The organism is Leucobacter sp. HNU (assembly GCF_047946755.1).
Classification (GTDB): Bacteria; Actinomycetota; Actinomycetes; order Actinomycetales; family Microbacteriaceae; genus Leucobacter.
The window spans coordinates 1,577,970-1,602,954 of record NZ_CP178837.1 but is presented as its reverse complement, the minus strand read 5'-3'; the positions used below and the strand labels follow the sequence as shown (position 1 = coordinate 1,602,954).

Here is a 24,985-nt window from a genome sequence, read left to right as displayed (position 1 = left end):
GGTTCAGTGACTTCTGAGCCCGCAACCGTGCCTTCGACCTCGCCGTCCGCAATCGAGCTCGGCGATCTGCCGCTTCGCGACAACCTGGTCGGCAAGCATCCGTACGGCGCTCCGCAGGACCCGGTGCCGGTCAGCCTCAATGTCAACGAGAACACGCACCCGCTGCCCGAGGCCGTCATCGCCGACATCGTCTCCGAGCTGGAACGGGCGGTCCGCAGCGTCAACCGTTACCCGGACCGCGAGTTCCTGAGCCTGCGAACGGCGCTCGCCGGATACCTGGGGCACGGCCTCCGCGCCGAGCAGGTGTGGGCGGCGAACGGTTCCAACGAGGTGCTGCAGCAGCTGCTCCAGGCCTTCGGCGGTCCGGGTCGCAGCCTGCTGAGCTTCACTCCGACCTACTCCATGTACCCGCTGCTGGCCGACGGCACGGACACGGCCTGGATCCCGGTCCCGCGTCCCGCGGATTACGCCCTGACCCCCGATCTCGTCGTCTCGGCGATCCGAGAGCACCGCCCGACGGTCACGATCCTGTGCGGTCCCAACAACCCGACGGGGACCCCGCTCGAACGCGAGGTGATCGTCGCCGCGTACGACGCGATCGCCGAGTACGGCGGGATCCTCGTGGTCGACGAGGCCTACCAGGAGTTCGACGCGGCGCACGAGACGGCCGTCGGCCTGCTTCCCGGCCGCCCCCTGCTCGTGGTCTCCCGCACCATGAGCAAGGCCTTCGCGTTCGCGGGCGTGCGCCTCGGCTACCTCGCCGCCGATGCCGCAGTGGTCGACGCGCTACGGCTCGTGCGCCTGCCGTATCACCTGTCGGCGCTGACGCAGGCGGCCGCGACCGCAGCGGTCTGGCACGCCGAGGAGATGCTGGCGACCGTCGCCGACATCCGTGCCGAGCGGGACCGCCTGGAGGCCGCGCTCGTCGAGCTCGGGTACTCCGTGCACCCCTCCGGGGCCAACTTCCTCCTCGTCGGCGGGTTCGTCGATCCCTCGGCGACCTTCGAAGCGCTCCGCGCCGACGGGATCCTGATCCGCAACCTCGGCATCGAGGGGCACCTGCGCATCACCGCCGGCACGCACGCCGAGACCACGGCCGTCATCGAGGCCATCGCCGCGCTCGGCCCGGGCGGCGCCACCGCGGACTCCGCCAAGTAGGATCGAGATCATGACCGCAGCCCCGCGTACCGCGCAGTTAGAGCGCGCCACGAGTGAGTCCCAGATCGCGCTGAACGTCAATCTCGACGGTTCCGGCGATGCCGACGTGTCGACCGGCGTGCCGTTCTTCGACCACATGCTGACCGCCTTCGCGCGCCACTCGCTCACCGACCTCACGGTGCGCGCCACCGGCGACACCCACATCGACGTGCACCACACGGTCGAGGACACGGGCATCCTGCTCGGGCAGGCGATTCTCGAAGCGCTCGGCGACAAGCGCGGCATCTCGCGCTACGGCGATGCGCTCGTGCCGCTCGACGAGTCGCTCGCGCAGGCGGTGGTCGACATCTCGGGACGTCCATACCTCGTGCACTCCGGCGAGCCGGCCGGGTTCGAGTTCCACCTCATCGGCGGACACTTCACCGGCAGCATGGTGCGCCACTTCTTCGAGGCGCTGACCCTGAACGCACGTCTGACCGTCCACCTCAAGCTCATCGAGGGGCGCGACCCGCACCACATCGCCGAGGCCGAATTCAAGGCGTTCGCGCGCGCGTTCCGCCAGGCGAAGACCATCGACCCGTTCGTGGCGGGCATCCCGTCGACCAAGGGCGCGCTGTGACCCGTCCGACCGTGGCGGTGCTCGACTACGGTTCGGGCAACGTCCACTCCGCGGTCAAGGCGCTCGAGCACGCCGGGGCCGAGGTCGAGCTGACCCGCGAGGCGGCGCGCGTCGCTGCGGCCGACGGGCTGCTCGTGCCCGGCGTCGGCGCCTTCGACGCGGTGATGCGGCAGCTGCGAGACGTGCGCGGCGACGAACTGATCGACCGACGGCTGGCGGGCGGACGCCCGGTGCTCGGCATCTGCGTCGGACAGCAGATCATGTTCGACCGCGGCGTCGAGCGCGGCATCGAGACCGAGGGGCTCGGCCAGTGGCCCGGCACCGTGCGGGAACTCGCCGCTCCGCGTCTGCCGCACATGGGTTGGAACACGGTCGAGGCGCCCGCCGATTCCGTGCTGTTCCGCGGTCTCGAGGGCGAGCGGTTCTACTTCGTGCACAGCTACGCCGCAACGGAATGGACGCTCGAGGGGCGCGGTCCCGCGACGGCGCCGAAGGTGACCTGGGCCGAGCACGGCGAGCGCTTCGTCGCGGCCGTCGAGAACGGCCCGCTGAGCGCGACGCAGTTCCACCCCGAGAAGTCGGGCGAAGCCGGGATCCGGCTGCTGCGCAACTGGCTCGACACGCTTTGATCACTTCCGAGAAGAGGAACCCCCACATGACGGAGCTCGCCGAGGGCCCCCAGCTGCAGCTGCTTCCCGCCATCGACATGGTCGACGGCAAAGCGGTCCGACTCACCCAGGGCGAGGCCGGAACCGAGACCAACTACGGCAGCCCGGTCGACGCCGCGCTCGATTGGATCGAGCAGGGCGCCGAGTGGATCCACCTGGTCGACCTCGACGCGGCATTCGGCCGCGGGAGCAACGTCGCGGTCGCGCGCAAGATCATGAAGCGCGCCGGCAAGGTGAACATCGAGTTCTCGGGCGGAATCCGCGACGATGCGAGCCTGGAGGCCGCGCTCGAGATGGGCGCGCGCCGGGTGAACCTCGGCACCGCGGCGCTCGAGAACCCCGAGTGGACCCGCAACGCGATCGCCCGGCACGGCGATCGCATCGCCGTCGGGCTCGACGTGCGCGGCGAGACCCTCGCCGCACGCGGCTGGACCGAGGAGGGCGGCAACCTCTGGGAGGTGCTCGCGCGCCTCGAGGACGCCGGGTGCCCGCGCTACGTGGTGACGGACGTGACTAAGGACGGCACCATGCGCGGCCCGAACGTCGACCTGCTGCGACAGGTGTGCGAGCGGACCGACCGCCCTGTCGTCGCCTCGGGCGGCATCTCGAACCTCGACGACCTGTCGACGCTGCGCGAGCTGGTGCCGAGCGGCATCGAAGGCGCGATCATCGGCAAGGCGCTCTACGACGGGGCGTTCACGCTCGGCGCGGCGCTCGACGTGGCCGGCCGCTCGGCCTGAGCGGCGCGGGCATGGCGATCAAGAAGCTCCCCTCGACGGGCGACGTCCCGCGATCCACCGGCGTCCCCGAGAGCCTGGTGCCCGGGGGTGCCGGTGACTCTGCCGGCTTCCCGTGGGCCGGCCGCACCTTCGACCACCACGACACCGCGTTCGCGGGCGACGACGGTTCGACGCCCGCCGAGACCGCTGCGGCGATCGACGCGGTCCGCGAGGCCGCGCGCCGCACGCGCGGGGTCGCGACGGCCGGGGACTACTGGGACGCGCTCGCCGTGCTCGCCGACGCCCACGCCGACGCGATCGCGGCCCTCGGCGGGCAGCGCTTCCTCGTGCCGATGCTGGCCGAGGCCGGCGGCCTCGGCGTGACTCCCGAGGGGCGCACCGTCGAGAAGACGCAGGAGCTGTCGATCGTGACCGTCGCAGCGCCCGATGGACGCTCGGTGCTGCCGATCTTCAGCTCCACCGAGACGCTCGCGGCCTGGAACCCGCAGGCCCGTCCGATCCCGGTCCCGGGCGTGCAGGCCGCGGTCGCGGCGGCGCAGGAGGGCACCGACCTGCTCATGATCGACCCGGGCACCCCCGAGCGCGAGTTCGGCGTGCGCCGTACGGCGCTCGAGGCGTTCGCGCTGCGCGAGCGCGTGCTGCCCGCCTGGGCCGACCCCGACGTCTCGCGGGCGTTCGCCGAGTCGGCGGCGGGCGAGCCGATGGTCGAGGCGATCTGGCTCGCGCCGGGCGACCTCGAGGGACGCCTGCTGGAGGCCGAGGTCGACGTCCGGATCCGGCTCGCGCACGCCGAGGACGGGGTCGACCGCGCCGCGCTCGCCGGACTGCTGCAGCGGATGCAGGAGCGCTGGACGGCGTCCGCGGTCATCGCCGACCGGGTCGACTCGCTGCGCGTACGCCCGATCAGCGGCTGACTTCGGCTGCCGAGCCCCGCTGCTCAGCGGTCGAGCGCGGCCTCGAGCACCGAGCGCGCGTGCGTCCACAGGAGCGCGCCGCCCGCGTCCTCGAAGACCGTGCGCCGAGCCCCGGGGATACGTGACGCGAGCACCTCGCCGTGATCGGGCGAGTGCGTGAGATCCTTCGCACCGAACAGCACTGACGCCGGAACCCGGATCCGATCGAACGGCAGATTCCAGGCGCGATCCTCCGGGCCCGAGCTGTTCAACACCATCTGCTCCATCGCCTCCGCGTCGAACCCGGAGAGCATCTCGGCCGCGGCGGTCGGATCCTGCTGCGCGAGATCGGCGAGCCCGGTCGCCTCCGGCTGCAGCATCGCACGGATCGCGGGGTGCGCGACTTCATCGGCGGGGGAGACGAGCACGAGATTCGACGCCCAGCCGGCTGCCGCCGCGCCCAGCCCGAACACTCCGCCCTGGGAGTTCGCGACGACGGGCACGCGTGCATCCGCGTCTCCGAGCGCTACCGAGACGAACTCGCGGTAATCGTCGACGGTCGAGGCGAGCGTGCGCCCGATGTCCGGGTCGGAGGCGCCCATACCGGGACGGTCCATGGTGAGCAGTCGCACCCCGAGCGCGTCGAGCAGATCCTCGCCGACGCCATGCTCCTGCCGGTCGCAGCGCCGGCGATGAAGAGGACCGGTTCGCCGTCGACGGGGCCGAAGCTCGCCCCGGCGAGCGCGCGGCCATCTGGAGTGCGCACGGGACAGAGCGTCGGAGCAGTCATCCCATCAGCCTGGAGAACCGCGTCGCCCGAGACCGAAACGGGCTCGCGGTCCTGCTACGCTCTCCGCATGCCCGGGAGCCCTCGGGCGAAGAGCGGCCGTCCGAGGCCAGAGCAGCGTAAGGATCCAGCGACGTGACCCAGACGACCACGAACCAGGCCGCTCCGGCCCGGGCCGAGTGGACGGGCCAGATCGGCTTCATCCTCTCCGCCATCGGCTCCGCCGTGGGCCTCGGCAACATCTGGCGATTCCCCGGTGTCGCCTACGAGAACGGCGGGGGCGCGTTCCTCATCCCGTACCTCGTCGCGCTGCTGACCGCGGGCATCCCGATCCTGTTCCTCGACTACGCCATCGGCCACCGGTTCCGCGGTTCTGCGCCGCTCGCACTGCGCCGCATCGCCGGCAAGTTCGGCGAGGGCATCGGCTGGTTCCAGGTGATGATCTGCGTGTTCATCGCGATCTACTACACGGCGGTGCTGGCCTGGGCCGGCAGTTACTTCGTGTTCTCGTTCGACCTCAAGTGGGGCAAGGACGCGGCCGGGTTCTTCACGGGCGACTATCTGCAGATGCCCACCGACGGTTCCCTGTTCAGCCTCGCCTTCGTGCCGTCGGTGCTCATCCCGCTCGTGCTCATGTGGGTGGTCACCCTGGTCGTGCTCGGCGCGGGCGTGGTCAAGGGCGTGCAGCGCCTCAACGTGATCGCGATCCCGCTGCTCGTCGTCGGCTTCCTGATCCTCGTGGTGCGCGCGCTGTTCCTGCCCGGCGCGGCCGAGGGCCTCAACGCGCTCTTCACCCCGGACTTCGCGGCGCTCGCGAACCCGAGCGTCTGGGTCGCCGCCTACAGCCAGATCTTCTTCTCGCTCTCGGTCGCCTTCGGCATCATGCTCACCTACTCGTCGTACCGCAGGCGCAGGTCGAACCTGACGACGCCCGGTCTCGTCGTCGCCTTCGGCAACTCCTCGTTCGAGATCCTCGCTGGCGTCGGCGTGTTCGCCACGCTCGGCTTCTTCGCCCACCAGCAGGGCGTCGCGGTCGGCGAACTGCAGAATCTCTCGGGCCCCATGCTGGCGTTCGTGACGTTCCCCGCGATCGCCGTCGAGATGCCCGGAGGACAGCTCTTCGGTGCGCTCTTCTTCGGCGCGCTGACTCTCGCCGGCCTCACCTCGCTGATCTCGATCATGGAGGTGATCCTCGCCGGCGTCATGGACAAGTTCGGGCTGAGCCGCAAGAGGGCGGTGTACGGCCTGGGGGGCGTGCTCGCCGTCGTCTCCGTCGTGCTCTTCGGCACGAGCACGGGGCTCATCGCCCTCGACACGATCGACAACTTCGCCAACAACATCGGCATCGTCGGCTCCGCGGTCGCGATGACCATTACGGTGCTCTGGATCCGCCGTTCCGGCCGTGAGCTCTCGGGACACCTGAGCTCCCTGTCGACCTTCAAGGTCGGCCCCGCCTGGAGGTTCTTCGTCTCGCTCCTCGGTCCCGTCGTGCTCGGCTACATGCTGCTCGTCACCGTGCTCGGCCCGGACGGGCTCATCGCGAAGCCCTACGGAGGCTACGCGCCGGAGTACGTCGCGGTCTTCGGATGGGGGGTCGTCGCCGCGATGCTCCTCGGGGCGGTGCTGCTCACGGCGAGTCCGTGGCGCTACGACCCCGATCGCTTCACACCGTGGCCGGACGTGCCGGGGCAGAGATCGACCCTGCGTCTGAACCCGGCTCGCACCGGGACCGCCGAGGCCGCCGCGGTCGCTGATGCCTCCGCGAGCGGCGCGACCGAAGGAGGTGCGCGATGACCCCCATCGCGATCGTGTTCCTGGTCCTCGCGACCGTGATCATCTGGGGCGGCCTCATCGGTAGCACCATCGCGCTGTCGCGCAAGGGCGAGGTCGACGCGTACCCGGCCGGGGGCGAGGATCTGGCGGGCGAGCGCCTCGAGTAGGCGCCCGTACTGGCGGGCACTCCGAACGCCGCCGCATCGGCTTGCCGGAAGGCCCGCAGTGAAGGATTCCGTGCAGCGATCGCGGGCGAATGCTCGATCCGGTCGGACTTGGCGCGCATTCTGAGCGTCCCCTCTAGCATCGGGGCATGACACAGCTGTCTCCTCGCGTTCGCGTCGGCTACGCGCTCGGCGGGATCACCTCCGGCACCTACGGAACGGTGCCCGGCCTGATCCTGATGCCGTTCCTCACCGACCACCTCGGCGTGGCGGCGTCGCTCGCCGGGCTCATCGTGTTCGCGCCGAAGGCCTGGGACTTCTTGCTGAACCCGATCGCGGGCCGGGTGAGCGATCGCTCGACGCATCCGCGCGATCGGCGACGACCGTTCGTGATCCGCGCCGGGGCGACGCTCGCCGTCGTCTTCGTCCTGATCTTCGTGGGGCCGGTCGCGCCCCCGCTGCTGGCGGGCCTCTGGGTGCTGCTGATCTCGCTCGTCTGCGCCACCGTGTACGCCTTCTTCCAGGTGCCCTTCCTGTCGATGGCGGCCGAGATCACCGACGACTACACCGAACGGACCCGCCTCACGACCTGGCGCGTGGCGGTGTTCAGCCTCGCGATCCTCGTATCGGGTGCGGTCGCCCCCGTGCTGGTCGACGTCGGCGAGGGGGTCACGGGCTACCGGATCATGGCGGTCGTGATGGCGGTGCTGATCCTCTGCGGCGCGCTCGGGCTGTGGCTCGGCACCCGTGGGGCGCGGCTCACCCGCGACGAGCAGGCCGGCGGGCGGCTGCTCGAGCAGCTCGGTGTGGTGCTCCGTGACCGCGACACCCGGCGGCTGGTCGCAGCGTTCGTGCTGCAGGCGGTCGCGATCGGAATGGTGCTCAGCGGGGTCGTCTACGTCGCGCGGCACGTGGTGCGCGACCCGGGCGCGGCGACCTTGGCCTTCGTCTGCTTCGTCGGCCCTGCGGTGCTCTTCGCGCCGCTCTGGTCGCGCGTCGGCGTGCGCATCGGCAAGCAGCGCGGCTACGCGGTCGCCACCGCGATCATGGCGCTCGGTCTGCTCGGTCTCGTCGCGACGAACGCGGGGTCGCTCGTCGCCCTCTACGCGGCTTCCGCAGTGGTCGGCATCGGGTACGCGGGGGCGCAGATCTTCCCGCTCGCGATGCTGCCCGATGTCGCCGCCGAGGACGCGCGCCGTTCCGGGGTGAACCGGATCGGCATGATCTCGGGCCTGTGGTCGGGATTCGAACTGCTCGGCCTCGCGCTGGGTCCCGCGCTGCTCGGCTTGCTGCTCGGGATCGGCGGCTACGCGGAGGGCGTGGGGAGCGCCGTCGTGCAGTCCGATTCGGCGCGCTGGGCGATCGTGATCGGAGTGTCTCTCGTGCCCGCCGCCCTGTGCGCCCTCAGCCTGGTTCCGCTCGCCCGCTACCGGCTCGACGCGGAGCTCCGGGAGCGCGCGGCGCGCGGCTCGACGGAGTTCGCCGGCTGAGTGGCCGCGCTCCGCGGCCGCGTTCCCCGGCCGCGTTCCTCGGGCCCGGTCACCAGTGCACCTCGACACGATCGAACGCACGGCCCCACTCGTCGAGCAGGCGGCCGTTGCGCTTGCGCGTACTCAGCACGGTCCAGCGGTCGACGATCTCGATCCCGTCGCCGAGCGCGTGCTCGAGCTCGGGCAGGGCCGTCAGCGTCGTCGCCCGCACGCTGATGCAGAGGGGAGCCGGGCCGACGACCTGCAGGGCGCGGTACGACTGGGGGAGCCAGCGCGCCTGTGCGCCCGCGGCGTGCAACTGCGGGGACCGGGCCCAGAGCATCGCGCCGCGCCGCAGCCCGGCGGCCCAGGAAGAGAGATCGCAGCCGAGTCCGAGGCGCCCCGCGGAGCGCTCCACCGTGCGTCGCGCCGTCGCCTCCGAGACGCCGAGGCGCCCGGCGAGCTTCGCGGCGCTCATGCGGGGATCCTCGCTCAGCGCCTCCAGCAGTTCGGCGACGACCTCCGGCTTCGGCGGACGCGCCGCTGACCCACCGGCGCCGCCCGGGTCGGCCGCCATGATCCGCTGCCCGCGCGCGTCGAGCGCTCGTGTGCGCCAGGAAGAGTCTTCGGCGAGCACCGCGGACACGACGTGCATGCGCGGGGTCCGCCCGTCGTGGGCGCCGGCGGGGCCCGACGAGATCTCGGCGAGCTCCTGGACCCGATGACCGAGCCCCCGGAGACCGGACTGGGCGGCCACGAGCGCGACGACGCCCGCGGAGGTCTCGTCGACCGAGAAGGCCCAGGACTGGGCGCAGATCGCGTCGATGTCGGAGCCTGCGGCGAGCAGCACCATCGCGAGGTCGGTGCTGGACTCCCACTGCGAGGACTGCGGCCAGCAGGTCAGCCAGGCGAGCGATTCCTCTCGCATCTGCTCCCACCGGCGCGCGACCGTCGCGCTGTCCGCACCGACCGCGGCGGCGACCCTGGTCCACGGAGCCCGGGCATCGATCTGGAGCGCGTGCACGATGGCGAGATCGAGCTCGTCGAGCAGGCGCGGCGGTGCTGCGGCAGGGCCGGGAAGGGGCTCGGTCATCTGAAGGAATCAACCCGTCTCTCGGTGATCCATGACGGATCATGCATGCTTCTGGTTCGGAACTGCCCATAGTCTTACGCTCTGCGTATGAATCTGCAAACGTCCGAGATCTTCCGCACGATCGGGGACCTCGTTGCGATGGCGCCGCGTGCGACGGGAACACCCGGAGGCGCCCGCGCCGCCGAGTACGTGGCCGAGCGCTTCGCCGCCGCCGGCCTGGACACCGAGACGCTCGAGGTCGACTCCTACGCCTGGCGGAGCACCGCGCACGAGTTGGAAGTCGGCGATCAGCGTTTCGAGTGCTCGCCGATCCTGCATTCGGGGCTGGCGAGCCACGATTGGACCGGCGCGGCGGAGCACCGGCTCGACGCGCCGATCGTCGACATCGGCGCGGATCCCGTCCGCAAGCACGACGTCCGCGGCAGGATCGTGCTCTTCGATCTCGCCTTCACCATGACGACCGCGCACACGCTCCCGCTCACGCGGTACCTGTACGATCCGGACCGCCTGGTGCGCAGGCGCGAAGTCCTCGGCAGCCGCAACCCCTACGTGACCACGCTCGCGCGCGTGATGCGGGAGGCCATGCGGGCGGGAGCCGTCGGGCTCATCGGCGTGCTCCGCGACTATCCCGAGTCCCACCGGTACCACAACGAGTACTACCGGCGGACGCTCTTCGCGCTGCCCGGCGTGTGGATCACGCGGGCGACCGGCGATCAGCTGCGTCGCCGCCTCGCCGGGGCGCGGACCGCTCGCGCCGCCGCACCCGCGACGGGCCGGCTCATCCTCGACGTCCGGCGCGAACGGGTCGTCTCCCGCACGGTGCTCGGTGTCCTACCCGGCCGGACCCGTGACGCCATCATGGTGCAGTCCCACCACGACTCGGTGAGCCCCGGGGCGGTCGAGGACGCGTCGGGCACCGCGGAGGTCATCGCCCTCGCCGAGCACTTCGGCGCGCGCGCCCGGGCGGGGGAGCAGCGCGACAAGACCCTGCTCTTCATCACCTTCGACACCCACTTCACCGGCTACCACGCCCACATGGACTTCGCGCGGCGCAACGTGCTCGCCCCCGACGCGCCCTGGAACATCGTGCTCAACACCACCATCGAGCACGTCGGGCTCCGCGCCGTCCGCGGCGCCGACGGCGGCTTCGAATCAGTGCCCGAGACCGAGCCCCGCGGCATCTTCCTCAACGTCAACCCGGCATTCACCCGCCGCATCGCGCAGTTCGTGCGTCGCCACCGGCTCGTCTCCACGAGCCTGCTCGGCGCTGCGGCGCTCGAGGCGTTCGCGGACGGGATCCCCACCGACGCCTCGTTCACCTTCGTCGCGGGCGTGCCGACGGTGAGCCTCGTCTCGGGCCCGCTGTACCTCTACGACGACGCCGATACGATCGATCGCATCGATACCGCGCAGCTCGTCCCCGTCGCCCGATTCTTCGCCGACGTCATCGACGACGCCGAGGCCCGCCGAGGATCCACCCTGGGCCTCCTGCCGGCGCCGGTCCGGCGGCGCCTGCCGAGGGGGCGGTGGTGACCCCCGATCCCGCGCAGCGGGAGCTGCCCGGCCGCGCGATCGTCTTTCCGGCCCGGACCCTGCGCGGCGGCACCCATGAGCAGACCGGCCTGCTGCACCTGCCCGACACCGGGCCGCCCCGCGGCGGATACCCCGTCGTGGTCTACGGGCACATGACCACCGGCGGCTCCGGTGCCGCGGCGCCGAGCCGCGCGCATCCGGGCCACGTGGAGTGGCGGCGCATCTCCCAGGGCGATGCGCTCTGCGCCCGCCTGCTGCGCCGCGGGATCGCGGTGCTGCGCCCCGACTACGAGGGGATCGGGTCGAGCGGCGCGCACCCCTACCTGATCGGATCCTCCCTCGGGGAATCGATGGTCGCCGCGATGCGCGCTCGCCGCAGCGTCGACGAGCGCCTGGGTGACCGGTGGGTGCTCGCGGGGCACTCGGAGGGCGCGGTCGCCGCGCTCTTCGCCTCGGTCGCTCCCGCACCGGATTCCGCCTCGCGGTTGCTCGGCACCGCGGTGTTCGCGCCGGTCACGCGCATGGACCGCAGCATCGCGCTCGCGCGCCGTTTCGGTGCGGGAGTGCCGGGGAGCGGCACGGTCTCCGCGCTGATCGGGCTCATGCTGAGCGGGGCTGCCGAGGAGGATCCCCGGCTGCGCGAGCTCGTCGACGGCGGCGGATTGAGCGCGCGCGCACGTTCGGCGTGGGGCGATCTCGGCTCGAAGACCCTCGTCGAGCTGATCGGGCCCGGATCCTGGGGCGGGATCGCCCCGTCCCGGATCGGCGGACCGCAGCAGCAGGAGCTCTGGGAACGGCTGTTCGCGTCGTTCGCCCGGAACGAGGTCGGGCGGTTGCGTCCGACCGTGCAGCAACCGCCGCTGCGTATCGACGCGGCGCTGCTCGACGAGGTGGCCCCGGCCCCGCTGACCGCGGCGCTGCTGCGCAGGTACCGCCGGGCCGGATTCGAACTGACGAGCCGGTGGTGGCCGACGCACCACTCGGGGGTGATGCGAGCGCGCAACGCGCCCTCGGAAGCCGCCGGGTGGATCGCCGAGCGCTTCGCCGCCTAGAGGAGGTTGATCAGCGCGACGTAGCACGCGGTGCCCGCCGCGATGCTCAGGAGCGCGCGCCGGCGGAAGAGCAGATGGACCGCGATGGTCACGACGGAGGCGATGCCGAGCGCGACGATGCGTGCGGGGTGCGTAGCGCCCTGCTCGTGCAGCACGACGGCGGCGAGGATCAGGAGGATGCCCGCGGGCATCCAGCGGCCGAGCGCCTGCACGAAGCGGGACTTGCGCAGGGGCTTCAGGATCGCGAAGGGGAGCGCGCGCAGCGCGAGAGTGATGACCCCGGAGACCGCGACCGCGGCGATGAGGTAGCCGGTACTGGGGGTCATGCCGCAGCCTCCGGCCCCGGTTCGGCACCGGTTCCGGTGTCGCGATCGCGGCGTCGGCTCCAGAGGAATCGCAGCGTGAGCAGCATGGCGTAGAGCACGAGCGCCGGGAGCAGCGGCTGCGAGGGGAACGCGAGCAGCGCGGCGGCGACCGCGACGCCGGCGAGCAGGATCGAGGGGAGCTCGCGTTTCGAGCGGGCCGCGTCGAGCGACATGACGATGAAGAGCGCGCAGAGCGCGAACTCGAAGCCCTCGATCGGGTGCGGCAGCAGCTGGGCGAAGACGACGCCGACGAGGCCGCCGCCGACCCAGTAGGCCTGCGAGGCGAGTTGCATGGTGACGATCCGCGCGGAAGAGAGCCGTTCGGGTGGCATGAGCACGTACGTCGCGTACGCCTCGTCGATCATCGCGTAGACGGAGTACGCGCGGGGCAACCCGGGCGTGACCCTGCCCAGCGGGAACGAGAGCGGATAGAAGACGTGACGGAAATTCACCGCGAGCACCGTGACCGCGATCGTGACCAGGGGCATCGCAGCGGAGAGCATGGTGACGAGGAGCAGTTCGACGGAGCCCGCGAAGATGCCGATCGAGAGGGCGGGTGCCAGCCACCAGGGAAGTCCCGCCTGGATCACGAGCACGCCGAGGGCGATCCCGAGCGGGAAGATGCCGAGTCCGACGCCGAGCGAATCGGAGAGTCCTGCGCGTATCTGCGCGGCTCGCCCGTCGGGTGCGGCGCCGGGCTGATGAGTCGTCGCGCCGGGCATGCGACCATCCTGTCGCATTGGCCGCGCAATGTGCGTGCCGATCCGGACGCCAGTGCATTCGTTCGGGCAAGATAGTTGCATGGATGCCCTGGATCGCGCAATCATCGCGGAACTCGAACGGGACGGTCGGCTGAGCAACGTCGAGCTCGCCGCCCGGATCGGCCTCACGCCCGGCCCCTGTCTGCGCCGGGTGCAGCGTCTCGAGCAGAGCGGGGTGATCCGCGGATACCGAGCCGTGGTGGAACCCGAGGCCATCGGCCGCGCGTTCGAGGTGATCCTGCACGTCGACCTCGCCACGCAGGAAGCCGGGATCGTCAGCGCCTTCGAGCGTGAGGTCGCCGCCCACCCCGAGGTGGCGGAGTTCAAACGGCTCTTCGGCACGCCGGACTACTTCCTGCGCGTCCAAGCGGCGGACCTCGTGGCGTACGAGGCGTTCCTCACGCAGCGGATCATGTCGGTGCCCGGCGTCGGCAAGGTGAGTTCGCACTTCGCGATGAAGAACCTCAAGGGGGAGTGATCCGGCCACGGGTTAGCATCGGGGCATGAGCCTTCCGGATGCGAACTCCCGATACGACCGAACCCCCGTGCGCCGCGTCGGCCGCAGCGGCCTCCATCTGCCGCTGCTGTCGCTCGGCCTCTGGCAGAACTTCGGCGACGACCGGCCCCACGCGGGGCAGCGCGAGCTCGTGCTCGGTGCATTCGACCGGGGTATCTTCCACTTCGACCTCGCCAACAACTACGGTCCGCCCTACGGCTCGGCCGAGCGGAACTTCGGGAGGATCCTGGGCGGGGACCTCGCCGCGCACCGCGACGAGGTCGTCATCTCGACCAAGGCCGGGTGGGACATGTGGCCGGGGCACCACGGTGCGGGAGCCAGCCGCAAGCACCTCGTGACGAGCCTCGATCGCTCGCTCGAACGCCTCGGCACCGACCGGGTGGACCTGTTCTACACGCACCGGCCCGATCCGCGCACTCCGCTGGAGGAGACCGCGGCGGCGCTCGACCACATCGTGCGGTCGGGGCGCGCCCACTACGTCGGCATGTCCTCCTACTCGGCGGAAGCCGCGCGCGAGCTCGCCGGGCTCATGCGCGAGCTCGGGACGCCGATCATCATCCACCAGCCGTCGTACAGCATGCTCAACCGCTGGATCGAGACGGAGGGGCTGCTCGACGCGGCCGAGGACCTCGGCTTCGGCGTGATCGGCTTCACCGCGCTCGCGCAGGGGCTGCTCACGGGCAAGTACCTCGGCGAGATCCCCGCGGGATCGCGAGGGGCCGGAGCCGGGTCGCTCGATACCGAACTGCTGACCGACGCGCTGCGCGAGCGCCTGCGCGGTCTCGCCGCCGTCGCCGAGCGCCGCGGGCAGTCCCTCGCGCAACTCGCGCTGGCGTGGGCGCTGCGCGATCCGCGGGTGACGAGCCTCGTCGTGGGCGCGAGCGGGGTCGAGCAGCTCGACGAGAACTGGCGCGCGCTCGAGAACCTGGACTTCGACGCCGCCGAGCTCGCCGAGATCGAAGCCCTGCTCGACGGTGCCACCCCCGAGGGGGCCGTCGACCTGTGGCGCGACGCGCGCCGGGGTGGCGAGGTGCCCCTGTTCGGCTCCTGGTGAGCTCGCCGAGGTGTGAACGCGCGAGTGGGCCCGGGATCGAGGTTCGATCCCGGGCCCACTCGGTGCTTCGGCTGCGCGTCAGATGACGGGGCCGGTGTACTTCTCGCCGGGGCCGGCGCCCGGGGCGTCCGGGATCGAGGAGGCTTCGCGGAACGCCAGCTGGACCGAACGCAGCCCGTCGCGCAGGCTGCGCGCGTGCATGTCGCTGACCTCGGGGGCGGCGGCCGTGATGAGACCGGCGAGCGCGTTGATGAGCTTGCGGGCCTCGTCCAGGTCGACCATCTCCTCCGCGTTCGGCTCGTCGGCGAGTCCGACCTTGACGGCGGCGGCGCTCAGCAGGTGCACGGCGGCGGTGGTGATCACCTCGACCGCGGCGACGTCGGCGATGTCGCGAACTGCCTGATCGGCGAAATCCGCCTCTGCGCTCGCTGCATCGGCGTGGGTGTGATCGGGGGTGGCCTGCGTGTCGCTCATGCTGTCCTGTCTCTGTGCTGCGTTCGTGTGCTAGGCTGTTGAAGGTTCTCGGCACTCCGCCGAGGCTTCGGAAGTGGATATCCTCCCACCCGGCACCGCTCAACAAGGTTACCGGGTAGTTGACACCCCGCTGCGACACGAGTCGCAGCAGCTGAAAAGGGTGTGGGAACGCGTGTGCGTGCCCGATCCTCTGCCTCCGATTTGCTTCACCGGAAGCCTCCGGCGAAGCGAACGAATTCCCTGAACAGAGGAGCCGGCGATCAGCGATCCCCGTACGAATGAGCGAATCCGCGTCCCCGAGGTGCGACTGGTTGGTCCCAGTGGCGAGCAGGTCGGCGTGGTGCCGATTGAAACCGCGCTGCGTCTCGCGGCTGACGCCGATCTCGATCTCGTCGAGGTGGCCCCGAACTCGAAGCCGCCCGTGGCCAAGATCATGGACTACGGCAAGTTCAAGTACGAGGCCGCGCAGAAGGCCAAGGAAGCGCGACGCAATCAGGCCAACACGGTCCTCAAGGAGGTCCGCTTCCGCCTGAAGATCGACAAGCACGACTACGAGACCAAGACGAAGCGTGCCATCGGCTTCCTGTCGCAGGGCGACAAGGTGAAGGCCATGATCCTCTTCCGCGGCCGTGAGCAGTCCCGCCCCGAGATGGGCGTCCGTCTGCTGCAGCGCTTCGCCGAGGAGATCGCCGAGTTCGGCACCGTCGAGAGCAACCCGCGTATCGACGGCCGCAACATGGTGATGGTCATCGCTCCGCTGAAGAACAAGTCCGAGGCGAAGGCAGAGCAGAACGCTCGCCGTGCCGAGGAGAAGGCCACCCGTCGTGCCGAGAAGGTCGACGGAGCGGATTCCGCGGACGCGTAATCCACAGATCTGCGGCCGCCCGCCGAGCGGGCCGCGCCGCTCACGACGCAGCCGCCCTCGGGCGGCGCGCACACAACAAGGAGAAATCGAGATGCCCAAGCAGAAGACCCACTCGGGGGCCAAGAAGCGCTTCAAGCTCACCGGTTCCGGCAAGCTGATGAAGCAGCAGGCCGGCATGCGCCACAACCTCGAGGTCAAGTCCTCGAAGCGCAAGCGCCGTCTGAACGCCGAGCAGGTGCTCGCCAAGGGCGACGCCAAGCAGGCGATGAAGCTCCTCGGCCACTAATCGGCCGCCTCCACCCGAGACTTTTCGTAAGGAAGAACTGAAATGGCTAGAGTCAAGCGGGCCGTCAACGCCCACAAGAAGCGTCGCGTCATCCTCGAGCGTGCCGAGGGCTACCGCGGACAGCGTTCGCGCCTGTACCGCAAGGCCAAGGAGCAGGTCACTCACTCGCTCGTCTACTCGTACAACGACCGTCGCAAGAAGAAGGGCGACTTCCGTCGCCTGTGGATCCAGCGCATCAACGCTGGCGCCCGCGCCAACGGCCTGACCTACAACCGCTTCATCCAGGGCCTCGCTCTGGCCGGCGTCGAGGTCGACCGTCGCATGCTCTCCGAGCTGGCTACCAACGAGCCCGCTGCCTTCGCCGCGCTCGTCGAGGTCGCGAAGAACGCTCTCCCCGAGGACGTCAACGCGCCCAAGGCCGCATAAGCATCTCGCTTTCCGAAAACCCCGTCGCACCGCGGCGGGGTTTTCGCGTTTCCGGCGGCGTGCACACGGGCGGAGCTCGCGAGCACGCGCACGCCGGAGTTCGGTTGCGGCGAACGGCGGGCGGGTCCGCCGTTCGCCTCGCCAATCGCCGCAACCGAAGCCGCGGCGGGAGCCGGCGAAGAAGCCGCAGCGGGAGCCGGGCAGGGGACTAGCCTGGACTGGTGAACGAGATCCTCGACAACCCGAAGGCCGGGCGCGTGCGTGCCGCCGCAGCGCTCTCCCGCAAGAAGATCCGGCAGGAGCAGGGCCGATTCCTGGTCGAAGGCCTGCAGGCCGTGCGCGAGCTGCTCGTGCACCGACCCGAGCTCGCCGAGACGGTCTACGTCTCGCTGGACGGGGACCAGCGCCTCACCGAGGTGGATCGCCTGGTCGACGACGCCGAGGCGAGCGCGCGGCGGGACGGGCGCGAACTCCCGCTCGTGCGCGTGACCGCGCCGGTGCTCGCGGCGATGGCCGAGACCGTCACGCCGCAGGGCGTGATCGCGGTCGCGCGGAGCTGGGAGGCGTCCGACGCCGAGCAGCAGGCGAACGCGCTCGCGGAGGCGCTGAGCGGCGCGCGGCTCGTGGCGATCATGCACGAGGTGCGGGATCCCGGCAACGCGGGAACGGTGCTGCGCGCCGCGGACGCGGCGGGTGCCGACGCGGTCGTGTTCGCGGGGGCGAGCATCGACCCCTTCCACCCGAAGGTCGTGCGTTCGACCACGGGCTCGCTGTTCCACCTCCCCGTCGTGACCGCGTCGGATCTCGGCACCGCGATCGGCGCGGCTCGGGCCGCCGGCCTGGCCGTGCTCGCCGCCGATGTGAACGGCGCGGAACTCGCCCCGGGGGATCCCGCCCTGGCCGGACCCGTCGCCTGGGTGTTCGGGAACGAGGCCCGCGGGCTCACCGAGGACGAGCGGGAGCTCGCCGACGCCGCCCGCCGTCTCCCCATCTACGGTGCCGCCGAATCGCTGAACCTCGCGACCGCGGCATCGGTCTGCCTGTACACGACGGCGTTCGCGCAGCGGGCCTGAGCGGACGGCGACGGAGACGGCAGCGGGCCCGGGCGAACCCGGACCGCGCCACCGCGTCGATCGCTACCGGATATGCAGTTCCTCGAGCAGTCGCTGCCGCAGCGGAACGAGCGAGGCGTCGGCGGGGTCTCGCGGACGCGCGCTGTCGGGCACGTGCTGATAGGCGATCCCGCCCGCGTTGAGCACGAGGATCCGGTCGGCGAGGCGGATCGCCTCGTCGATGTCGTGGGTGACGAGCACGACGGCCGGGCCGTGCCGATCCACGAGCTCCGCCACGAGCGTCTGCATCTCGATCCGCTTGATCGCGTCGAGCGCCGCGAACGGCTCGTCGAGGAGGAGGAGCTGCGGTTCGCGCACGAGCGCGCGGGCGAGCGCGACGCGTTGCGCCTCGCCGCCCGAGAGCGTCGCGGGCCAGCTGCGCTCCCGTCCGGCCAGGCCGACCTCCTCCAGCGCGTGCGCGGCCGCGGCGCGTGTCGCCTCCGTCCGGGGCAGCCCGATCGCGACGTTCGCGAGGACCCGCTTCGACGGGATCAGTCTCGGCTCCTGGTAGACGAACGTGCTCCGCTCGGGGACCAGGACGTCACCGGCATCGGGCCGCTGCAGGCCGGCCAGCACGCGCAGCAGCGAGGTCTTGCCGGTGCCGCTGGGTCCGAGCAGCACGACGAACTCGCCGCTGCGCACGTCGAGGTCGATGCCGTCGAGCACGGTGCGCTCGCCGAAGGACAGGGAGGCGCCGCGGACCCGGACCCGGAGGTCCTCGTCGGCTCGGGTGGGCGCGGTATCGACGCTCATCGCAGCGCCACCCCCGCTCGCCAGGGCAGGAGGACCCGCTCGAGCAGCCGCACGACCGCATCGAACAGCAGCCCGAGCAGTGCGTAGACCACGACGCAGAGGAAGAGATAGTCGACCCGGTTGACCTGCTGCGCGAGCGAGACGAGATACCCGAGCCCGACCCGGGTGCCGACGTTCTCGGCGGCGATGAGCGCGCCGATGCTGATGCTCAGGCTGATGCGCAGCGCCATCAGGATCCCCGGCAGCGCGAGCGGCAGCACGACCTCGCGGATGAGTCCGGCCCCGCCGAGGCCGTAGCCGCGGGCCGCCTCGACGAGCCGCCGATCGATACCGCGGACGGCCAGGTAGACGTAGGCGTACATGGGTGCGATCGTCGCGAAGGCGATCACGAGCACCTTGAACTGCTCGTCGATGCCGAACCAGGCGATGAACAGCGGGATCACCGCGAGGAAGGGGATCGCCCGCACCACCTGCAGGGATCCGTCGACGAGGTCCTCGCCCGCCTTCGAGAGCCCGGCGACGAGCCCGAGGGCGAGCCCGAGACCGGCGCCGAGCACGACGCCGATCAGCACGCGGGTCAGCGAGGCCCCGAGCGAGACCGCGAGCTGCCCGCTGGCGAGCAGATCCCAGCCGGCGGCCAGCACGTCGGGGATCTTCGGCAGCACCGCCGCGGGGACGAGTTCGAGAGCCGAGACGATCCACCAGGCGAGGAGCACGGATCCGGGCAGTGCGATGCGGCGCAGCAGGACGGCGCCGCGGTGTGCGACCCGCTCGCGCGGGTAGTCGGGGATCGGAGCGCGATCGGCGCTTCGATCGGGCGGACCGGTGTCGGGGCCGATCCATGGATCGCCCCCGACACCGGTGCCTCAGCCCAGGTCCGCGATGAGGCCATTCGCCTGCACGCCCTTCGGGATCACGCCGTTCTTTGCGAAGAGGTCGGCGATGGACTGCACGCGGGTGCGATCCTGAGCGGTCGGCAGGCGCAGGGCCGCCGGACGCGAGCGGTCGACCTCGAGCTGCCAGGCGAGCGCGTCGCCGGTCAGCGCGCGCGGGCCGGTCGTCTCGAAGACGTTGACGAAGCGCTCGGGGTGCTTCGCGCGATCGGCGACGAGGGGCGTCGCGGCCTGCACGACGGCCTTCGCGATGTCGGGCCGCTCCTTCAGCAGGTCGGTGGTGAAGAGGATGATCTCGCGATCCTGCGAGTCGATGTCGTGCTCGGTCGCGATGATGGTGCCGGTTGCCTTCGCCTGCCGGAAGAAGTCGCCGAACGTCGAGATCGCGTCGACCTTGCCCGAGGCGAACGCGGCGAGGGCGTCCGCCGGCTGCAGGTACTTGAGCGTCACCTCGGACGGCGCGATCCCGGCCTGGGCGAGCGCCTGGAGCACGATGTATTCGCCCTTGCCCGCCGGGTTCACGGCGACCGTCTTGCCCCGGAGATCGGCGACCGCTCGCGCACCGCTCGCCTTCGTCGCGATGATCCCGGAGTCGTCGCCCGCGGTCTCGGTGTCGAGCACGGCGCCGATGCGGATGGGCGCTTCCTTGGCCGCCGCGCCGACGACGGGCGTGAACGCGCCCTCGCTGACCTGCAGCTCTCCGGTGCTGAACAGGGGGAGGTTCGCCGAGACCGCGCCCTTCGCGGGGACCCAGTCGACGGTCGCGCCGAGCGGCCCCAGCGCCTGCTCCAGAGTGCCGTCGTGCTTCGCGACGGCGAGCCAGCCGCTGTTGCCCGGGTCGGTGACCCGCAGGGTGTAGCTCTCACTCGAACCCTTCGACGTCGATCCGCCGTCGGACTTCGCGCCGCTCTCGAGCGCCGACGCCGAGGAGGAGCATGCCGCGAGCATCGCGGTCGTCGCGATGATCAGTGCGGCGGCTCCGGCGCGGAGCAGGGTTCGTGATGTGGTCTTCATGTGCAGCGGGGTCCTTTCGAGCGTGCCGCGTGCGTGGCTGGGTGGGGCGGGAGAGAAGTCAGAGCCCGGAGAGGGCCGGGACCGGGGTGGTGGCGAGGGCGTCCCGCAGGTGACCGACCACCGCTCCGATGGGCGCGGGGGCCGAGAACTGCGGGTCCTCGTGGTCGGCGTCGGCGATCTCGATCAGCGTCGATTCGGCGCCGACCGAGCGCAGCGCGCCGTGCCAGGTGCGCTGCGCGTACCGGATCTCGGCGGAGTCGTCGGAGCCGGTGAGCAGCAGGAACGGCGGAAGATCGCTCGGATCGAGCCGTGCGAGATGCCGACGCGGATCGCCGTCGAGCGCCTCGTCGAGCGTGACCGCGCCGAAGTCCTCGGTGCCGATGAACGGCACGAAGGGGTCTCGGGGGCTGGGCGGCTCGGCACCGCCGCGGTCCCAGAACCCGCCGGGCCGCTGGGTCGGCGGATAGCGGTGCGCGAGGAACCGCGATGCCGGATCCAGCGGCGCGTACCAGGACACGACCGCTGCCGGACGAGTGGCGAGGCGGTCCTCGGCCAGCCCCTTCGTGACCGCGAGCGACGCGAGGTGCCCGCCGGCGGACGCGCCGCCGATGCCCAGGATCGGTGCGGCGCTGTCGATGCCGAGCTCATCGGCGTGCGCTTCGAGGTGCGCGATGAGCGCGAGCACGTCGTCGACGTTCTGCGGATAGGGACGCTCGGTCGTGAGCGCGTAGTTGGCGTTGACCACCGCGACGCCGGCTCGGGCGAGCGCCACCGGGATCCGCTCGCTCGCGGCCTTGTCTCCGAAGCGCCATCCGCCCCCGTGCAGGAACACGAACGCCCCGGGAAGCGCACGCTGCTCGGGGACGAACAGATCGAAGGCGGCGGGGCGCAACCCGTCCGCGGCGGGCCGGTACTCGACGTCGCGGAGTGCCGTGAAGCCGCCGCTCACGCGTTGACCCCCTGCAGCTCGGCCGCGGCGACGGACGGTCGGGCGCTCGACTCGGGGAGCGGCGCAGCACTCCGGGCCGGGCGAGGCCGAAGTGCTCCCGCAGCGTCTCGGTCGTGTACGAGGTGCGGGCGACGCCGCGGCGCTGGAGCTCGGGCACGACGAAGTCGACGAAATCGGTGAACGCGGTGCGCATGAACGGCGGGAACACCTTCACCCCGTCGAAGGCGCCCGAGACGTACCCGGCCTCGATCCAGTCGGCGACCTCGCGCGGATCGCCCACGACCACCGGGAAGTTCTTCTTGTTCGCGGTGAAGCGGAAGAGGTCGTCGAAGGTGAAGTCGTAGTCGCCGACGATGCCGGCGAACTCGTCGAGTAGGGCACGGCCCGTGCCGTCCACCGGAAGGGCGGTCGGATCCACGACGTCGATGACCCGTTCGCTCGGGCGGACGTCCCCGAGGTCGAGGCCGAGGTGCCGCCCGACGACGACGGGCGAGAACCGCTCGACCAGGTTCCGCTGCACCTCGTTGAACAGATCCCGGGCGCGGGCGCGGGTCTCGCCGACGTAGATGTTGGCTCCGACCACGAAGGCGTAGTCCTCGGCCGAGCGTCCCGCGGCGACCGCGAGCTCGCGATTCCGCTGCGCATAGGCGCGGTTCCACTCGATCGAGGCGTAGGGGCTGAACCGGACGTCGGCGTAGCGGGCGCCCAGCGCGAAGGACTCCTCGGAGGTGCCGGCGTGCAGGATCGGCACGCGCCCCTGCGGCGATCGCGGAGCGTTCAACGGGCCCGCGACCTGGAAATGCTGTCCGACGAAGTCGATCGGTTCGGCGGCCTCCGGGGCGAAGAGCCGCCCGCCCTCCTTGTCGCCCACGAACCAGTCGTCCGACCAGGAGTCCTGCAGCCGGGTGAAGATCTCCAGGAACTCGTTCGCCCGCCCGTACGCGGAGGCGTGATCGGGGCGCTCGCCGTGGCCGAAGTTGCGGTGGGCGGCCCCGCCCGGTGCGCCGGCGACGAAGTTGACGCCGAAGCGCCCGCGCGAGAGGTGATCCACGTTGCTCGCGAGCTGGGCGGTGAGGTACGGGTCGCTGTAGGTCGTGTTGACGCTCGCGATGAGGCCGATCCGCGAGGTGACCGCCGCAAGATAGGACGCGGCGGCGAAGCCGTTGAACTGGAACGCGTTGCGGATCACGCCGCCGGGGTTCGCGTTCGAGCTGTCCTCCGTGTTGCCCCAGAAGAAGTAGTCGAAGACGCCGCGCTCGGCGGTGCGGGCGGTCTCGGCGAGCAGGCCGGGATCGAAGATGCCGTCGAGCGATGACGAGTGCGATCGCCAGCCGCTGTTGGTGGCGCCGGTGGGCCAGTAGCTGAGCGCGAGGATCAGGTGATCGCGGTCGGCGCGGGGGTGCTGGGGCATGAGAATCCTGTCAGGGGTCGGAACGAGCCGGCGGGTCGGGTTCAGGCGAGGACGCGGTCGTCGGCGCGGGCCACGAGCACGGTGTCGGGATCGGTGGATCCGTGCGTCGGCGCGGAGTAGTCGCCGCGGGCGAGCCGCTCGGCCAGTTCGGGGTAATCGTTCTCGCGCAGCCAGGCCAGGTTGTACTCGCGGGAGACGTAGTCGCGTGCGCTGTCGGCGGAGAACACCACGAAGACGTCGTCCTCGTCCGCCTCGGCGGCCAGCTCGAGGGCAATGCCGAGCGAGAGCGCCGAGGAGAGCCCGATGAGAAGCCCCTCCTCGCGCGCCGCCCGCCAGCCGAGTGCGATGGCCGCCTCGCGCTCGCGGCGCTCGATGCGGTCGATCACGTCGAGGTCGATGTTCTCGGGCCAGTCGCGTTCGAGGTGCTCGGCCCCCGGTTCGCCCGCCGCGACGCGGTACAGGTTGCTCTGGGAGTGCATCGACCCGTGGAAATCGGTGGCGACGACCGTGATCTCGGGGTTCTGCTCGTGCAGGTAGGAGCCCGTGCCGCTGACCGTGCCGCCCGTGGCGATCTGCGCGAGGAAGTGCGTGACGTGCCCGCCGGTCTGATGCCAGATCTCGGGGCCCGTCGAGGCGATGTGGGCGGCGGGGTTGTCGCCGTTCGACTCCTGGTGCGACCACCAGCCGTCCGACTCGGCCTCGGCGCGGCGCTGCGCGACGTTGGCCCAGTTCTCGGGATCCTCGCGGGGGACGTCGGGGCGGCCGGGCAGCAGCTCGACGCCGAGGAACTCGAGCAGGCGCGCCTTCTCGGGGGAGAGCGTGGGCAGCGGGACGGAACTCGACGGGTGTCCGGTCGCGTTGCCCGCGAGCGCGATCCCGATCGCGGTGTTGCCGGCGCCCGTGTCGGTGATCCGACCGCCGGGACGGAGCTCGCCGCCGGCGATGGCCTCGCGCACGATGTTGAGGCCGATGCGGTCCTTCGAGGATCCGCCGAGGTTGAAGCCGTCGAGCTTCACGTAGACGGTGGCGGGCAGCCCGTCGGTGAGCCGGTTGAGCCGCACGAGCGGGGTGTTGCCGATGAGCTCGAGCACGCTGTCGTACGTGCGGCTGCGACGCGGATCGGGGAAGGCTGCGGGGAGGGCCTGGGCGGAGTGCGGCATGGGGTTCCTTGTGCGAGAGAGGACCGGAACGGTCGGGTTCTTCCGCACAAGCTATGCCAGAATCAGCAGCAAGTGTGATGTGTGAAGTAATGTAACGTTATGAGTCGCGATGAGTGGATCGGCGCGGCTCCGCCGGTGGCGGGCGGTCGCACCGCCCGCCACCGGCACCTATGCGACGAGCGTCTCGCCCAGCCGCCCACCGGCACGCCAGCCCGGCGGGATCGCGAACACCGCCGAACCGATGTGGGTGACCCACTCGTTCATCAGATCCGCCTCGTCGAGGCGCTTCTGAATCGGAACGAACTGCGCCAGCGGGTCCCGCTGATAGCAGGCGAAGAGCAGGCCCTGCTCGAGACCGTCGTCGTAGTTCACCGCGCGGCGGTAGATGCGCTCGCTCGGATCGGTCGAGTGCGCGCGGGCGATGTGCGCGTCCTTCGAGATCACGGTGAAGCCGAGCGCGTCGCGCGCAGCGAAGTCCGGCTCGTCGTGCTCTCGTTTCCCCGTGAGCGGGGCGCCCTCGCGCAGGGTCCGACCCATCGCGAACTCGCGGCCGACCCGATCGACCCGATCCCAGGTGTCGAGCTCCATCCGGATCCGACGCAGCACCAGTGCGCTGCCGTTCTCCAACCACCCGGCATCCGAGCCGTGCCAGACGAGCCCCGCGAAATCGGACGCCCCGGGCTTCGGATTCACCGTTCCGTCGACCTGGCCCATCAGGTTGCGCATCGTCCGTCCGTCGGACTCGGTGCCGCGTGCCCGGGCGAAACCGTCCTGCCGCCAGCGCGGCTTCGCGAACGGGCGCACGTCCTTCACGAGGAACCTCGCCGCGTGCGCGATCGTCACGGGATCGTCGGCGGCGATCGCGAGCAGCAGGTCGCCGCCGCTGTACGCCTCCTCGAGCCGGTCCCTCGAGAACTTCGGCAGCGGTCCCAGCCAGGTCGGCACCGCTGCGGGATCGACCCGTCGCACCAGTTCCCGGCCGAAGCCCACGGTCAC

The 24,985-nt window shown here is 71.2% G+C and carries 27 protein-coding genes and 1 pseudogene; 16 read left to right on the top strand and 12 right to left on the bottom strand.

Annotated features, from left to right (window positions below):
• Positions 1-6 precede the first annotated feature (6 nt).
• The 5 genes from AB3K78_RS07900 to AB3K78_RS07880 are packed head-to-tail and all read left to right on the top strand — an operon-like array spanning position 7 to position 4,099.
• Complete coding sequence (locus tag AB3K78_RS07900) at positions 7-1,158, top strand: histidinol-phosphate transaminase (RefSeq protein WP_416447194.1); 1,152 nt, start codon at positions 7-9, stop codon at positions 1,156-1,158.
• A gap of 10 nt (positions 1,159-1,168) precedes the next feature.
• Positions 1,169-1,777 carry an imidazoleglycerol-phosphate dehydratase HisB gene (gene hisB / locus AB3K78_RS07895; protein ID WP_416447193.1) on the top strand — a complete coding sequence of 203 codons (609 nt, stop codon included), beginning with the start codon at positions 1,169-1,171 and terminating at the stop codon, positions 1,775-1,777.
• Positions 1,774-2,406: an imidazole glycerol phosphate synthase subunit HisH gene (gene hisH / locus AB3K78_RS07890; protein ID WP_416447192.1), complete on the top strand. Its 633-nt coding sequence runs from the start codon at positions 1,774-1,776 to the stop codon at positions 2,404-2,406. Before hisB ends, hisH begins: the two co-directional genes overlap by 4 nt.
• Before the next feature lie 26 nt (positions 2,407-2,432).
• The gene (priA, locus tag AB3K78_RS07885) at positions 2,433-3,185 is read left to right on the top strand and encodes a bifunctional 1-(5-phosphoribosyl)-5-((5-phosphoribosylamino)methylideneamino)imidazole-4-carboxamide isomerase/phosphoribosylanthranilate isomerase PriA (RefSeq protein WP_416447191.1); all 753 of its coding nucleotides are present in this window, start codon (positions 2,433-2,435) and stop codon (positions 3,183-3,185) included.
• An 11-nt stretch (positions 3,186-3,196) separates the two neighbouring features.
• Complete coding sequence (locus AB3K78_RS07880; protein ID WP_416447190.1) at positions 3,197-4,099, top strand: SseB family protein; 903 nt, start codon at positions 3,197-3,199, stop codon at positions 4,097-4,099.
• A 23-nt stretch (positions 4,100-4,122) separates the two neighbouring features.
• Here AB3K78_RS07880 and AB3K78_RS07875 read toward each other — a convergent pair whose 3' ends face one another.
• Positions 4,123-4,710: an alpha/beta fold hydrolase gene (locus AB3K78_RS07875; protein WP_416447189.1), complete on the bottom strand. Its 588-nt coding sequence runs from the start codon at positions 4,708-4,710 to the stop codon at positions 4,123-4,125.
• Positions 4,711-5,000: 290 nt separating this feature from the next.
• Here AB3K78_RS07875 and AB3K78_RS07870 point away from each other — a divergent pair, with 290 nt between their 5' ends.
• The 3 genes from AB3K78_RS07870 (at position 5,001) to AB3K78_RS07860 (ending at position 8,292) form a co-directional block, all read left to right on the top strand.
• The gene (locus AB3K78_RS07870; protein WP_416447188.1) at positions 5,001-6,659 is read left to right on the top strand and encodes a sodium-dependent transporter; all 1,659 of its coding nucleotides are present in this window, start codon (positions 5,001-5,003) and stop codon (positions 6,657-6,659) included.
• Positions 6,656-6,805 carry a methionine/alanine import family NSS transporter small subunit gene (locus AB3K78_RS07865; protein WP_416447187.1) on the top strand — a complete coding sequence of 50 codons (150 nt, stop codon included), beginning with the start codon at positions 6,656-6,658 and terminating at the stop codon, positions 6,803-6,805. Before AB3K78_RS07870 ends, AB3K78_RS07865 begins: the two co-directional genes overlap by 4 nt.
• Before the next feature lie 146 nt (positions 6,806-6,951).
• Positions 6,952-8,292, top strand: a complete 1,341-nt coding sequence (locus AB3K78_RS07860; RefSeq protein ID WP_416447186.1) for an MFS transporter — start codon at positions 6,952-6,954, stop codon at positions 8,290-8,292.
• 49 nt (positions 8,293-8,341) lie between these two features.
• Here the strand turns inward: AB3K78_RS07860 and AB3K78_RS07855 are convergent, their stop codons facing one another.
• Positions 8,342-9,364 (bottom strand): AsnC family transcriptional regulator, encoded by a 1,023-nt coding sequence (locus tag AB3K78_RS07855; protein ID WP_416447185.1) that lies wholly within the window; start codon positions 9,362-9,364, stop codon positions 8,342-8,344.
• Positions 9,365-9,451: 87 nt separating this feature from the next.
• On the opposite strand from AB3K78_RS07855, the gene AB3K78_RS07850 reads away from it, so the two are divergent.
• The gene (locus tag AB3K78_RS07850) at positions 9,452-10,897 is read left to right on the top strand and encodes a M28 family peptidase (protein WP_416447184.1); all 1,446 of its coding nucleotides are present in this window, start codon (positions 9,452-9,454) and stop codon (positions 10,895-10,897) included.
• Positions 10,894-11,949 carry a lipase family protein gene (locus tag AB3K78_RS07845; protein WP_416447183.1) on the top strand — a complete coding sequence of 352 codons (1,056 nt, stop codon included), beginning with the start codon at positions 10,894-10,896 and terminating at the stop codon, positions 11,947-11,949. The genes AB3K78_RS07850 and AB3K78_RS07845 overlap by 4 nt, the downstream gene beginning before the upstream one ends.
• Here the strand turns inward: AB3K78_RS07845 and AB3K78_RS07840 are convergent.
• Together AB3K78_RS07840 and AB3K78_RS07835 are read right to left on the bottom strand one after the other, a co-directional pair.
• Positions 11,946-12,275, bottom strand: coding sequence for a branched-chain amino acid transporter permease (locus tag AB3K78_RS07840; protein ID WP_416447182.1), 330 nt, complete (start codon positions 12,273-12,275; stop codon positions 11,946-11,948). The two genes, AB3K78_RS07845 and AB3K78_RS07840, sit on opposite strands and share 4 nt — an antisense overlap.
• Positions 12,272-13,036 carry an AzlC family ABC transporter permease gene (locus tag AB3K78_RS07835; protein ID WP_416447181.1) on the bottom strand — a complete coding sequence of 255 codons (765 nt, stop codon included), beginning with the start codon at positions 13,034-13,036 and terminating at the stop codon, positions 12,272-12,274. The genes AB3K78_RS07840 and AB3K78_RS07835 overlap by 4 nt, the downstream gene beginning before the upstream one ends.
• A 79-nt stretch (positions 13,037-13,115) precedes the next feature.
• On the opposite strand from AB3K78_RS07835, the gene AB3K78_RS07830 reads away from it, so the two are divergent.
• Together AB3K78_RS07830 and AB3K78_RS07825 are read left to right on the top strand one after the other, a co-directional pair.
• Complete coding sequence (locus AB3K78_RS07830; RefSeq protein WP_416447180.1) at positions 13,116-13,553, top strand: Lrp/AsnC family transcriptional regulator; 438 nt, start codon at positions 13,116-13,118, stop codon at positions 13,551-13,553.
• Between the two features lie 25 nt (positions 13,554-13,578).
• The gene (locus tag AB3K78_RS07825) at positions 13,579-14,646 is read left to right on the top strand and encodes an aldo/keto reductase (RefSeq protein ID WP_416447179.1); all 1,068 of its coding nucleotides are present in this window, start codon (positions 13,579-13,581) and stop codon (positions 14,644-14,646) included.
• Between the two features lie 78 nt (positions 14,647-14,724).
• Here AB3K78_RS07825 and AB3K78_RS07820 read toward each other — a convergent pair whose 3' ends face one another.
• Positions 14,725-15,120 carry a DUF1844 domain-containing protein gene (locus tag AB3K78_RS07820; protein ID WP_416447178.1) on the bottom strand — a complete coding sequence of 132 codons (396 nt, stop codon included), beginning with the start codon at positions 15,118-15,120 and terminating at the stop codon, positions 14,725-14,727.
• A 259-nt stretch (positions 15,121-15,379) separates the two neighbouring features.
• Here AB3K78_RS07820 and infC point away from each other — a divergent pair, with 259 nt between their 5' ends.
• The 4 genes from infC (at position 15,380) to AB3K78_RS07800 (ending at position 17,770) form a co-directional block, all read left to right on the top strand.
• Complete coding sequence (gene infC, locus AB3K78_RS07815) at positions 15,380-15,985, top strand: translation initiation factor IF-3 (protein WP_416447324.1); 606 nt, start codon at positions 15,380-15,382, stop codon at positions 15,983-15,985.
• Between the two features lie 91 nt (positions 15,986-16,076).
• Positions 16,077-16,271 (top strand): 50S ribosomal protein L35, encoded by a 195-nt coding sequence (rpmI, locus tag AB3K78_RS07810; protein ID WP_024356294.1) that lies wholly within the window; start codon positions 16,077-16,079, stop codon positions 16,269-16,271.
• 42 nt (positions 16,272-16,313) lie between these two features.
• On the top strand, positions 16,314-16,697 hold the full coding sequence (rplT, locus tag AB3K78_RS07805) for a 50S ribosomal protein L20 (RefSeq protein ID WP_046455885.1): 384 nt from the start codon (positions 16,314-16,316) through the stop codon (positions 16,695-16,697).
• Positions 16,698-16,927: 230 nt separating this feature from the next.
• Positions 16,928-17,770, top strand: coding sequence for a TrmH family RNA methyltransferase (locus AB3K78_RS07800; protein ID WP_416447323.1), 843 nt, complete (start codon positions 16,928-16,930; stop codon positions 17,768-17,770).
• Between the two features lie 63 nt (positions 17,771-17,833).
• Here AB3K78_RS07800 and AB3K78_RS07795 read toward each other — a convergent pair whose 3' ends face one another.
• From AB3K78_RS07795 to AB3K78_RS07765, 7 genes and pseudogenes are all read right to left on the bottom strand, one after another.
• Complete coding sequence (locus tag AB3K78_RS07795) at positions 17,834-18,562, bottom strand: ABC transporter ATP-binding protein (RefSeq protein ID WP_416447177.1); 729 nt, start codon at positions 18,560-18,562, stop codon at positions 17,834-17,836.
• A complete protein-coding gene (locus AB3K78_RS07790; protein WP_416447176.1) occupies positions 18,559-19,278 on the bottom strand; it encodes an ABC transporter permease in 720 nt (239 codons plus the stop codon). Before AB3K78_RS07790 ends, AB3K78_RS07795 begins: the two co-directional genes overlap by 4 nt.
• Positions 19,279-19,428: 150 nt before the next feature.
• A complete protein-coding gene (locus tag AB3K78_RS07785; protein WP_416447175.1) occupies positions 19,429-20,469 on the bottom strand; it encodes an ABC transporter substrate-binding protein in 1,041 nt (346 codons plus the stop codon).
• Positions 20,470-20,527: 58 nt separating this feature from the next.
• On the bottom strand, positions 20,528-21,301 hold the full coding sequence (locus AB3K78_RS07780; RefSeq protein ID WP_416447174.1) for an alpha/beta hydrolase: 774 nt from the start codon (positions 21,299-21,301) through the stop codon (positions 20,528-20,530).
• Positions 21,302-21,521: 220 nt separating this feature from the next.
• Positions 21,522-22,829: pseudogene (locus AB3K78_RS07775) on the bottom strand (NtaA/DmoA family FMN-dependent monooxygenase); the annotation flags it as partial.
• A 41-nt stretch (positions 22,830-22,870) separates the two neighbouring features.
• Entirely contained in the window at positions 22,871-23,989 is a 1,119-nt protein-coding gene (locus AB3K78_RS07770) for a PLP-dependent cysteine synthase family protein (protein WP_416447173.1), read from the bottom strand.
• 168 nt (positions 23,990-24,157) lie between these two features.
• A complete protein-coding gene (locus tag AB3K78_RS07765) occupies positions 24,158-24,985 on the bottom strand; it encodes a Dyp-type peroxidase (RefSeq protein WP_416447172.1) in 828 nt (275 codons plus the stop codon).

Coding starts and splice junctions, on each gene's coding strand:
- hisB (WP_416447193.1), top strand. CDS start 1,169: ATGACCGCAGCCCCGCGTACCGCGCAGTTAGAGCGCGCCACGAGTGAG.
- priA (WP_416447191.1), top strand. CDS start 2,433: ATGACGGAGCTCGCCGAGGGCCCCCAGCTGCAGCTGCTTCCCGCCATC.
- AB3K78_RS07880 (WP_416447190.1), top strand. CDS start 3,197: ATGGCGATCAAGAAGCTCCCCTCGACGGGCGACGTCCCGCGATCCACC.
- AB3K78_RS07865 (WP_416447187.1), top strand. CDS start 6,656: ATGACCCCCATCGCGATCGTGTTCCTGGTCCTCGCGACCGTGATCATC.
- AB3K78_RS07860 (WP_416447186.1), top strand. CDS start 6,952: ATGACACAGCTGTCTCCTCGCGTTCGCGTCGGCTACGCGCTCGGCGGG.
- AB3K78_RS07855 (WP_416447185.1), bottom strand. CDS start 9,364: ATGACCGAGCCCCTTCCCGGCCCTGCCGCAGCACCGCCGCGCCTGCTC.
- AB3K78_RS07850 (WP_416447184.1), top strand. CDS start 9,452: ATGAATCTGCAAACGTCCGAGATCTTCCGCACGATCGGGGACCTCGTT.
- AB3K78_RS07840 (WP_416447182.1), bottom strand. CDS start 12,275: ATGACCCCCAGTACCGGCTACCTCATCGCCGCGGTCGCGGTCTCCGGG.
- AB3K78_RS07835 (WP_416447181.1), bottom strand. CDS start 13,036: ATGCCCGGCGCGACGACTCATCAGCCCGGCGCCGCACCCGACGGGCGA.
- AB3K78_RS07830 (WP_416447180.1), top strand. CDS start 13,116: ATGGATGCCCTGGATCGCGCAATCATCGCGGAACTCGAACGGGACGGT.
- AB3K78_RS07825 (WP_416447179.1), top strand. CDS start 13,579: ATGAGCCTTCCGGATGCGAACTCCCGATACGACCGAACCCCCGTGCGC.
- AB3K78_RS07820 (WP_416447178.1), bottom strand. CDS start 15,120: ATGAGCGACACGCAGGCCACCCCCGATCACACCCACGCCGATGCAGCG.
- rpmI (WP_024356294.1), top strand. CDS start 16,077: ATGCCCAAGCAGAAGACCCACTCGGGGGCCAAGAAGCGCTTCAAGCTC.
- rplT (WP_046455885.1), top strand. CDS start 16,314: ATGGCTAGAGTCAAGCGGGCCGTCAACGCCCACAAGAAGCGTCGCGTC.
- AB3K78_RS07795 (WP_416447177.1), bottom strand. CDS start 18,562: ATGAGCGTCGATACCGCGCCCACCCGAGCCGACGAGGACCTCCGGGTC.
- AB3K78_RS07785 (WP_416447175.1), bottom strand. CDS start 20,469: ATGAAGACCACATCACGAACCCTGCTCCGCGCCGGAGCCGCCGCACTG.
- AB3K78_RS07770 (WP_416447173.1), bottom strand. CDS start 23,989: ATGCCGCACTCCGCCCAGGCCCTCCCCGCAGCCTTCCCCGATCCGCGT.